The sequence below is a fragment of the Streptomyces sp. NPDC046122 genome, from assembly GCF_056429965.1.
This window is the reverse complement of record NZ_JBWKLQ010000013.1, coordinates 116,977-127,212: the sequence shown is the minus strand read 5'-3', so window position 1 is coordinate 127,212 and position 10,236 is coordinate 116,977. Positions and strand designations below refer to the sequence as shown.

6 protein-coding genes are annotated in these 10,236 nt (G+C 73.4%); 2 read left to right on the top strand and 4 right to left on the bottom strand.

What is annotated here, in order from left to right:
• Window positions 1-121: 121 nt before the first annotated feature.
• Together AC07FK_RS27330 and AC07FK_RS27325 are read right to left on the bottom strand one after the other, a co-directional pair.
• The gene (locus tag AC07FK_RS27330; protein ID WP_479107606.1) at window positions 122-3,847 is read right to left on the bottom strand and encodes an ABC transporter ATP-binding protein; all 3,726 of its coding nucleotides are present in this window, start codon (window positions 3,845-3,847) and stop codon (window positions 122-124) included.
• Between the two features lie 145 nt (window positions 3,848-3,992).
• Entirely contained in the window at window positions 3,993-4,910 is a 918-nt protein-coding gene (locus AC07FK_RS27325; RefSeq protein WP_479107605.1) for a serine hydrolase, read from the bottom strand.
• Window positions 4,911-5,116: 206 nt separating this feature from the next.
• Here AC07FK_RS27325 and AC07FK_RS27320 point away from each other — a divergent pair, with 206 nt between their 5' ends.
• On the top strand, window positions 5,117-5,485 hold the full coding sequence (locus tag AC07FK_RS27320; RefSeq protein ID WP_479107604.1) for a hypothetical protein: 369 nt from the start codon (window positions 5,117-5,119) through the stop codon (window positions 5,483-5,485).
• 65 nt (window positions 5,486-5,550) lie between these two features.
• On the opposite strand, the gene AC07FK_RS27315 is transcribed toward AC07FK_RS27320, so the two are convergent.
• Together AC07FK_RS27315 and speB are read right to left on the bottom strand one after the other, a co-directional pair.
• Complete coding sequence (locus AC07FK_RS27315) at window positions 5,551-7,233, bottom strand: thiamine pyrophosphate-binding protein (RefSeq protein WP_479107603.1); 1,683 nt, start codon at window positions 7,231-7,233, stop codon at window positions 5,551-5,553.
• Window positions 7,234-7,354: 121 nt separating this feature from the next.
• Window positions 7,355-8,347, bottom strand: coding sequence for an agmatinase (gene speB, locus AC07FK_RS27310; RefSeq protein WP_479107602.1), 993 nt, complete (start codon window positions 8,345-8,347; stop codon window positions 7,355-7,357).
• 276 nt (window positions 8,348-8,623) lie between these two features.
• Between speB and AC07FK_RS27305 the strand changes: the two genes are divergently transcribed.
• On the top strand, window positions 8,624-10,126 hold the full coding sequence (locus AC07FK_RS27305) for a PucR family transcriptional regulator ligand-binding domain-containing protein (protein ID WP_479107601.1): 1,503 nt from the start codon (window positions 8,624-8,626) through the stop codon (window positions 10,124-10,126).
• Window positions 10,127-10,236 lie beyond the last annotated feature (110 nt).

Genomic DNA, 10,236 nt, shown 5'->3' with positions numbered 1-10,236 from the left:
AGGAAGCTGGAGGGGTAGGGCGGGGTTGGGGATAATCTGGGAGAAGGTGGGGAAAAGGAGGGGAAGAACCGCGACCGGGGGGAGGTCGCGGAAGGAAACCCCCACGCGCGACCGGTGGGCCTCACACCGCCGCCGGCTCGTCCTCCCCCACGAACGTGCGCCACAGCCGGGCGTACGTGCCGTCCTGGGCCAGCAGCTCGTCGTGCGTGCCGTCCTCGACGACCCGGCCGTGGTCCATCACCACCACCCGGTCCGCCCGCGCCGCCGTCGTCAGGCGGTGGGCGACGACCAGGGTGGTGCGGCGGCCGGTGAGACGGTCGGTGGCCTGGTTGACGAGCGCCTCGGTGGCGAGGTCCAGGGCGGCGGTGGCCTCGTCGAGGAGCAGGATGTCCGGGTCGACGAGCTCCGCGCGGGCGAGCGCGATGAGCTGGCGCTGGCCGGCGGACAGGTTGCGGCCGCGCTCGGCGACCTCGTGCAGGTAGCCCCCCTCCAGCGTCGCGATCATGTCGTGCGCGCCGACCGCGCGGGCCGCCGCCTCCACCTCGGCGTCCGTGGCGTCGGTGCGCCCGTAGGCGATCGCGTCGCGGACCGTGCCCGCGAAGAGGTACGCCTCCTGCGGGACGACGCCGAGGCGGTGCCGGTACGCCGTGATGTCGAGGTCGCGCAGGTCGGTCCCGTCGGCCGTGACCCGCCCCGAGGTCGGGTCGTAGAAGCGGGCGACCAGCTTGACCACGGTGGACTTGCCCGCTCCGGTCTCGCCGACGAAGGCGACGGTCTGGCCGGCCGGGATCCGCAGGTCGATCCCGCTGAGGGCTTCCTCCTCGTCGCCGTCGCCGCCGTACTGGAAGCGCACGTCCTCGAAGGCGATCTCGCCGCGCAGCGACAGGACGTCCTTCGGCCGGTCGGCGGCGGCGGTCGAGGTGGGCTCCTGGAGGAGTTCCTGGATGCGCCGCAGGGAGACGGTGGCCTGCTGGTAGCCGTCGAAGACCTGCGAGAGCTGCTGTACGGGCGCGAAGAACAGGTCGATGTAGAGGAGGTAGGCGACCAGCGCGCCGGTGGTGAGCGTGCCCGCGTCCACCCGCCCGGCGCCGACGATCAGCACCGCCGCGGCGGCGACGGACGACAGCAGCTGGACGAACGGGAAGTAGATCGAGATCAGCCACTGGCCCCGTACGCGCGCCTGCCGGTAGCTGTCGCTGCGCTCGGCGAACCGCTCGGCGCCCGCGCCCTCGCGCCGGAACGCCTGGACGATGCGCAGTCCGGACACCGACTCCTGGAGGTCGGCGTTGACGACGCTGACGCGGTCGCGGGCCAGCTCGTACGCCTTGACGCTCGACCTGCGGAAGAAGTACGTGCCGATGACCAGCACCGGCAGCGTCGCGAAGACGACCAGGGCGAGCTGCACGTCGATGACGAGGAGCGCCACCATGATGCCGAAGAAGGTGACGACGGAGACGAAGGCGGTGACGAGGCCGGTCTGCAGGAACGTCGACAGGGCGTCGACGTCCGTCGTCATGCGGGTCATGATGCGGCCGGTCAGCTCGCGCTCGTAGTAGTCGAGGCCGAGGCGCTGGAGCTGAGCGAAGATCTTGAGCCGGAGCGCGTAGAGCACGCGCTCGCCGGTCCGGCCGGTCATCCGCATCTCGGCGGTCTGCGCGGCCCACTGCACGACGACGGACAGCAGCGCGAGGCCGGCCGCCGCCCACACCGCGCCGAGCGCGACCTGGGTGACGCCCTCGTCGATGCCGTGCCGGATCAGAATCGGCAGGAGCAGGCCCATGCCGGCGTCGACGGCGACGAACAGGAGGCTGACCAGCAGCGGCAGCCCGAAGCCCCGCAGCAGCCTGCGCAGGCCGTAGGACTCCTCGGGCCGCACGGCGCGGTCCTCGTCGACGGCGGGCACGTCAAGGGCCGGCGGCAGCGCCTCGACCTGGGCGAGCAGCTCCGGGGTCGCGGGCATCCCGGCGGCGTGGGCGTCCTTGTCGGGCGCGGTCTCGTCCCGTACCCACAGGTCGGGGGTGATGCCGCGTTCGGCGTCGAACTCGGCGTCCAGCTCCTCCTGCACCGTCCGGTCCTCGGCCGGCTCCTGCGCCTTGGCGAGCAGGTGCCCGGGCGACACGCCGCCGAGCTCGTCGGGGTCGGTGAGCAGCCGCCGGTAGAGGGCGGAGCGCTCCTGGAGCTCCTCGTGGGTGCCGATGGCGGCGAGGCGGCCTCCGTCGAGCACGGCGATGCGGTCGGCGAGGTTCAGGGTGGAGCGGCGGTGGGCTATGAGCAGCGTCGTACGCCCGGCCATGACGGACTTCAGCGCCTCGTGGATCTCGTGTTCGACACGGGCGTCCACGGCGGACGTGGCGTCGTCGAGGAGGAGGAGCCGGGGGTCGGTGAGGATGGCGCGGGCGAGGGCGATGCGCTGACGCTGGCCGCCGGAGAGGGTGAGGCCGTGTTCGCCGACGGTGGTGTCGTAGCCGTTCGGCAGCTCGGAGATGAAGCCGTCGGCCTGGGCGGCGCGGGCGGCGGCGGCGATCTGTTCATCGGTCGCGTCGGGCAGGCCGTAGGCGATGTTGGCGCGGACGGTGTCGGAGAAGAGGAAGCTGTCCTCCGGTACGAGCCCGATGGCGGCCCGCAGCGAGTCGAGCGTCAGCTCCCGCACGTCGTGCCCGCCGACGAGCACGGCGCCCCGCGACACGTCGTAGAAGCGGGGCAGCAGCAGGGACACGGTGGACTTGCCGCTGCCGGAGGAGCCGACGACGGCGACCGTCTCGCCGGCCCGGATCTCCAGGGAGAAGCCGTCGAGGACCGGCCGGTCGTCCGCGTACCCGAAGGACACGTCGTCGAACTCGACGGTGGCGGGGGCGTCGGCCGGCAGTTCCTTCGTCCCGTCCTCGATGGACGGCTCGGTGTCGATCAGCTCCAGTACGCGCTCGACGCCGGCCCGCGCCTGCTGCCCGACGGTGAGCACCATGGCGAGCATGCGCACGGGCCCGACGAGCTGGGCGAGGTACGTGGAGAAGGCCACGAACGTGCCGAGCGTGATCTGGCCGCGCGTCGCGAGCCAGCCGCCGAGGGCGAGCATCGCGACCTGGCCGAGGGCGGGCACGGACTGGAGCGCGGGGGTGTAGCGCGCGTTCAGCCGGACGGTCCGCATGCGCCCGGCGAAGAGCCGCCGGCTGACCTCGCGCAGCTTGCCGGTCTCCTGGTCCTCCTGGCCGAAGCCCTTGACGACGCGTACGCCGGAGACGGCCCCGTCGACGACGCCCGCGACGGCGGCGGCCTGCCCCTGGGCGTACCAGGTGGCCGGGAAGAGCCGGGTGCGGCTGCGCTTGGCGATGAACCACAGGGCGGGGGCGACGGCGAGGGCGACAAGGGTGAGCAGCGGCGAGAGCCACACCATGATCACGAGGGAGATGAGGAACAGCATGAAGTTGCCGATCGTCATCGGGAGCATGAAGAGCAGGCCCTGGATGAGCTGGAGGTCGCTGGTGGCCCTGCCGACGACCTGACCGGTCGAGAGCCCGTCCTGACGGCGCCCGTCGAGGCGGGTGACGGTCTCGTACATCTCGGTGCGCAGGTCGTGCTGGACGTCGAGAGCGAGGCGTCCGCCGTAGTAGCGGCGGACGTAGGTGAGGACGTACACGAGGACGGCGGCGACCAGCAGCAGGCCGGTCCACACCGCGAGGGACCGGGTCCCCGCGCCGATGACGTCGTCGATGACGACCTTGGTGATCAGCGGGACGAGCGCCATGACGGCCATGCCGCCGAGCGACGAACCGAGTGCGAGCACGACGTTGCGCCGGTACCTCCAGGCATAGCCCGCCAGCCGCCGCGCCCACCCTTGATCTGCCGCCACTGCTGCCTCCCGGTCGTCCTGATCTGCCGGAAGTCACCAACGCGGCGACGTGCGGATTTCATCCCGCCGCAACGAATACGGGTCTCCGGTCCTAGGACCGGAGACCCGTTCGACGCGCGCCGGGGTCGCTCCCCCGGGGGCCCGGTCAGGGCCGGGGCACCGCCGGGATCACCTCGCGGGGCGTCTGGGTCGGGGTGTACAGGGTGGAGGCGGCGGCCGTCGGGTTGAGGGCCTTGTGTATCGCCCGGGACACTGCCTGGATGGTGTTCACGCCGTCGTTCATGGTGGCGTTGTCGTGCGTGAGCACGGTGATGCCGTAGTCGTGGCCGCGGCCCGTGAACGCGCCGATGGAGTGCACCCGCCAGCCGTGCGTGGAGCGCGGCAGCCAGCCGTTCTTGACCTGGATCTTGGCGGTGGACGGGGCTCCGGCGGGGGTGCCCCAGCGCTGCGAGGAGACGACCTTGGCCATCAGGCCGAGGGTGTACGCCCGCGAGTTGTCACTCAGTACGGTGTTCTTCGCGGTCAGCAGCGAGAGCAGCTTCTGCTCGTCGCGGGCGGTGATCTGCGTCAGCCCCCAGTAGCCGCCGGTCCCCGGAACGGTCTGCGTCATCTTGGCTGCCGTGAGAAAGCCCTTGATCTTCGTCATCCCGAGCTGGCGCCACAGCGCGGTGGTGGCGTCGTTGTCCGACTTGGTGATCATGTCGGTGGCGAGCCGGTTCTCGCGGGCCGTCAGGTAGCGGTTCGTCTTCTTCGCGTCCCACAGCAGCGTGGCGAGGACCGTCACCTTGACCACGCTGGCGGAGTCGTACTTCTGGGTGGCGCGCAGGGTGCAGGTGGTCTTGGTCGGGCGGTCGTACAGCGATATCGCCGTCGTGGACCGCCGCCCCCGCAGCGCCGCGGTGATGTCCGTGGTCAGCTTGGCCGCGAGCCCCGCCTTGCCCGAGGTGCAGACCACCGCCGGCGCGGTGGCCGCGGCGGCGGGCGACGCGCCGGCGAGGGGCACGAGGACGGCCCCGGCCAGGGCCGCCGCCATCGCGGCGCGCTTGGTTCGACTGTGCGTCATGGTGTGGATTCCCCATCCCCTTGTGCTTCTGCTTGAGATGACCCCTGGGGGCCCGAAAGGTTGTACGCGGACCGCTCACCGGGAGGGAAGTTCCGCGGCGAGGCGATCGGGGTAGTGATGCGGTCCACGGTGGAACCGCCCGCGAAGGCGCGGTGCACGAGAACCACTCCGGGCAGGAGCGGTCCTCGGAGGAACGGGGAGGAACCATGGCTGCCGGAAAACCGAGCGACGCCGAGCTCTGCGGCCGGCTCTACGCGGCTCTCGCCGCACTGCAGAGACTCGGCGCACCGGGCGGCAGCCCCTCACTGGGGCAGCCCGGGGCCTGCGCCAAGGCCGCCGAGCATCCCCGCCGGCACCTCCACGACCACCTGAAGAACGCGGTCACGTACTTCCTGGAGGCACGCAAGCGCGGCAAGGGGCACGTCGCCGCGGAGCTGCTGCGGTCGATACCCGACCTGCTCCCGTCGGGGAACGGCCTTCCGGAGAGCCTGGACCACGCGAAGCGCGAGCAGTTCTGCGCGGGCCGGCACACGCACGAGGAGACCCTCCGTGCGGCGCACCCGGCCCTGGCGTAGCCGGGCCGGGCGCGCGAAGCGGCCCCGTCACAGGTGCGTCGGGGCGGGCGCGCGAAGCGGCCCCGTCACAGGTGCGTCGGGGCGAACATCCGCAGCAGGGCCGGGAGTACGAGCACCGAGGGGCCGGGGGCGGCGAGGGACGCGGCCAGGTCTTCGGCCAGGGTCTGCGGGGTCGTCCGCCGGGCCGGTACGCCGAAGGACTCGGCCAGGGCGACGAAGTCCGGGCGGGCGAGTTCCGTGCCGGTGGCCTCGTCGAAGGCGTCGGTCATGTACTCGCGGAGGATGCCGTAACCGCCGTCGTCCACGATCAGCCACGTCACCGGCAGGTCGTGCTGGCGGGCGGTGGCGAGTTCGGCGATCGAGTACATCGCGCCGCCGTCGCCGGACACCGCGAGCACCGGGCGGGTCGGGTCCGCCACCGCCGCCCCCAGTGCCGCCGGGAAGCCGTAGCCGAGGCCGCCCGCGCCCTGCGCCGAGTGCATGGTGTTGGAGTGGCGGGGGTCGAAGGCCGACCAGGCCCAGTACGCCAGGATCGTCATGTCCCAGAAGCTGGGGGACGTGGCGGGCAGGGCCTCGCGGATCGACGCGAGCAGCCGCTGCTCCAGCGGCAGGTCCTGGGACGCGATGCGTTCCCGTACTTTCGCCAGGACGTCGCTCACCCGCTCGCGTGCCCGCTCGTCCTTCCGGTCCTCGGCCGTCTCCAGCAGCGCCGAGAGCGCCAGCCGGGCGTCCGCGTGGATGCCGAGCGCCGGGTGGTTGGCCTCCAGCTTGCCGAGGTCGGCGTCGATCTGGACGATCCGGCCGCGCGGCCGGAACGTGTGGTAGTTCGAGGACAGTTCGCCCAGCCCGGAGCCGACGACGAGCAGTACGTCGGCGTCCTCGAGGAAGTCCGTCGTGTGGCGGTCCTCCATCCAGGACTGGAGGGAGAGCGGGTGCGTCCACGGGAACGCGCCCTTGCCGCCGAAGGTCGTGACGACCGGCGCGTTCAGCTTCTCCGCGAGCGCGAGCAGCTTGCCGGAGGCGTCGCTCCGTACGACACCACCGCCCGCGATGATCGCCGGACGGTCGGCCGCCGACAGCAAGTGGGCCGCTACGGCGGCCAGTTCGGGTCGCGGGGGCAGCTCGCGCGGGGTCGCGTCCATCGCCGTGACGACGGGCAGGGCCGTCTGGGCGAGGAGTACGTCCTGGGGGATCTCGATCCAGACCGGGCCGTGCGGGGCCGTCAGGGCCGACTCCCAGGCCGCGGCGATCGCCGAGGGGATCTGCGACGCCGTACGCACGGTGTGGACGGACTTCACGATGTCGCGGAACGACGCCTTCTGGTCCCGCAGTTCGTGCAGGTAGCCGTGGCGTCCGCCGCCGATGCCGGCCGACGGGACCTGGCTGCTGATCGCGAGGACGGGGGCGGACGCCGCCGCCGCCTCCTGGAGCGCGGCAAGGGACGTCAGGGCGCCGGGCCCGGTGGAGAGCAGCAGCGGGGCCGCCTCCCCGGTGATCCGGCCGTACGCGTCGGCGGCGAAGCCCGCGTTGTTCTCGACGCGCAGACCCACGTACGTGAGCGACGAGCGGCGCAGCGCGTCGAACATGCCCAGCGCGTGCTGGCCCGGCAGCCCGAAGACGGTGGTCGCGCCGAGACCGGTCAGGGTCTCGACGACGAGGTCACCGCCGTTGCGCCCGGGGGGAGGGTTCAGCGCGGCCTCGGTCTGCGCGGCGGTGGGCCGCAGGACCAGGTCGTGGTCGTGGGTCATGCGTACATCCCTTCCGGGCCGGGCCTCGCGGCCCGGTGCCGACGTTCCGGCCGCGCGCCGCGGCAGGCCCGCCGTACGCGGACGGACGGCGGGCGGGCCGGCGCCGGCTCCGGCGCTGAGGTTACTTCGCGCTCCGCTCCGCGCCCCGGGCGCGGTCGGCCGCGATCTGCCGGGACATGATCGTCGTCAGCTCGTACGCCGTGTGGGAGGCCGCCACCGAGGTGATCTCCGCGTGGTCGTACGCCGGCGCCACCTCGACCACGTCGGCCGAGACGAGGTTGCAGGAGGACAGGCCGCGCAGGATCTCCAGCAGCTCGCGGGAGGTCATGCCGCCCGCCTCGGGGGTGCCGGTGCCGGGCGCGTGGGCGGGGTCGAGGCAGTCGATGTCGATGGAGATGTAGAGCGGGCGGTCGCCGATGCGCTGGCGGAGCTGGTCGGCGACCTCGTCGGCGCCGCGCCGGTAGACGTCGGAGGAGGTGACGATGCCGAAGCCCATCTTCTCGTCGTCGGTCAGGTCCTGCTTGCCGTACAGCGGGCCGCGCGTGCCGACGTGGGAGAGCGCCTCGGTGTCGAGGATGCCCTCCTCGACGGCGCGGCGGAACGGCGTGCCGTGGGTGTACTCGGCGCCGAAGTACGTGTCCCAGGTGTCCAGGTGCGCGTCGAAGTGGAGCAGCGCGACCGGGCCGTGCTTCTTCGCCACGGAACGCAGCAGCGGCAGCGCGATGGTGTGGTCGCCGCCGAGGGTCATCATGCGGGCGCCGGTGCCGAGCAGGTCGTCGGCGGCGGCCTCGATCGTCTCGACGGCCTCGTTGATGTTGAACGGGTTGGCGGCGATGTCACCGGCGTCCGCGACCTGCGCGAGCGCGAAGGGCGACGCGTCCTGCGCCGGGTTGTACGGGCGCAGCAGGCGCGACGCCTCACGGATGGCGTTGCCGCCGAAGCGGGCTCCGGGGCGGTAGGAGACCCCGGAGTCGAAGGGCACGCCGACGACGGCGACATCTGCGGTGCCGACCTCGTCCAGGCGGGGCAGCCGGGCGAACGTCGCCGGGCCCGCGTACCGCGGGATGCGGGAGGAGTCGACGGGACCGCGGAACTGCTGCTCGCTGCTGCTCATGTGAATTGCCTTCTTTCCTACGCTTCGTTGCGTTTATCTGACTTTAGCCCGGCGCGAGCACCGGCTCGGGCCCGCGTTCCCCCCGGGCGCCCCGCCCGGCCGGCCGCTCGCACGGAGCACCTCAGCGGCGTGTCGTGCGGGGGTGAGCGGCGGCTCTTGCGCGGGGACGTCCGCCCGTACCCGCGGCCGCCGGTGCGCTCGACACTAAGTGGCCGGAAGGCGACGCTGAAGTGTACGTTTCATCCACTCGACCGCCCCTCTATGGATGGACCGTCCATGCCAGAGCCCCTGGCCTCCTCCCCCAGTCCGCCCACCCCGCCGGTGTCGCTGGCCGCGCTGCTGGCGCGTGAGGAACTGGGGCTGCGCCTGATCGCGGGGCCCGGCGACGCGGATCTGCACTGGGTGCACACCTCGGAGATGGGCGACCCGTACCCGTACCTGCTCGGCGGTGAGCTCCTGCTGACGGCGGGCGTCCAGCTCACGGACCCCGGCCACTACGTCTCCCGGGTCGTGGAGGCGGGCGCGGCGGCGCTCGGCTTCGGCGTCGCGCCGGTGTACGACACGGTGCCGCCGGCCCTGGTGGACGCCTGCGAGCGGCACGGTCTGCCCCTGGTGGAGGTGCCGCCACCGACCACGTTCACAGCGATCGCCCGGGCGGTGTGGCGGCTGATGGCCGAGGCCCGCCACCGGGAGCTGCGCCGCGTCGCGCGGGCCCAGCAGGGTCTGGCCACGGCGGCCGCCCGCCCCGACCCGGTGCCCGCGGTCCTGCGGCAGCTGTCGGTGCGGCTCGACGGGGCGTGGGCGGTGCTGCTGTCCGCCGAGGGCGCGCCGCTGGCCTCGGCGGGCCGGTCGCCGTCGCCGCGGGCGCACGCGGCCCTGGCCCGGCTCGCGCGCGTGGTCAGCCCGCCGGAGCCGGCCGCCGCCGAGGGCGCCGCGCCCGCCGCCCCGAGGACCGCGCCCTCCTCCGCCACCGACACCGCCGGGGGCAGCCACCTCGCCGCCTACGCCCTCGCGGGCGGCCGGCGGCTCGTGCTCGCGGTGGCCTCGGACCGGCGCGAAGCCGGCGACCACACCGTCGCGGGCGTCGCCGTCGTACTGCTGTCGCTGCTCACCACGGCGCACCAGGGCGCCGCGGAGTCCGCCCGCGCCGCCGCGCTGGTGCGGCTGCTGCTGGGGGCGGACGCGGGCGAGGTGGCGCCACTGCTCGGCGCGGACGAGTGGACCGTGGTGCACGCCCGGCCGGCGGGCGGCGGCGGGCCGGACCAGCTGGCCGCGGCGGCGCTCGGCACGGCCCTCGGCAGCGCGCTGGTGGACGCGACGGAGGAGGGCGGCGTGCGGGTCCTGCTCGCGGGCGGGCCCCGGGAGGTCGAGCCGCAGCAGGGCTGGAGCCTCGGCGTCAGCTCCCCCGTGCCCGCGCACGACCTGCCCGCCGCCGACCAGCGCGCGGCTCGGGCCGCGCGCCGCGCCGAGGCCACCCGCGCCCCCCTCGTGCGCGACCGCGGCGACGCGGGATCGGGGCTGGCCTCGCTCGTCTCGCCGGAGGACGCCCGCGCCCACGCCCGCGAGCTGCTCGCGCCGATCGCCGACTCCCCCGCCCTCGTCCCGACCCTGCGCGCCTGGCTCTCGCTGCACGGGAGCTGGGACCGTACGGCCGTGGCGCTCGACGTGCACCGCAACACCGTCCGCCAGCGCATCGCCCGCTGCGCGGCCCTCCTGGACGCCGATCTGGACGACGCGGACGTACGGATGGACCTGTGGTTCGCGCTGCGGCGGCTGTGACGCGTACGACCGTCCCGGAGCCTGGACAGCCTTGGTGACCAACCGGTAACTTCAGGCTGAGCAAGCGCTTAGTGCATCCGTCATCAAGTGAGTGACCCGAGAGCGGCGGC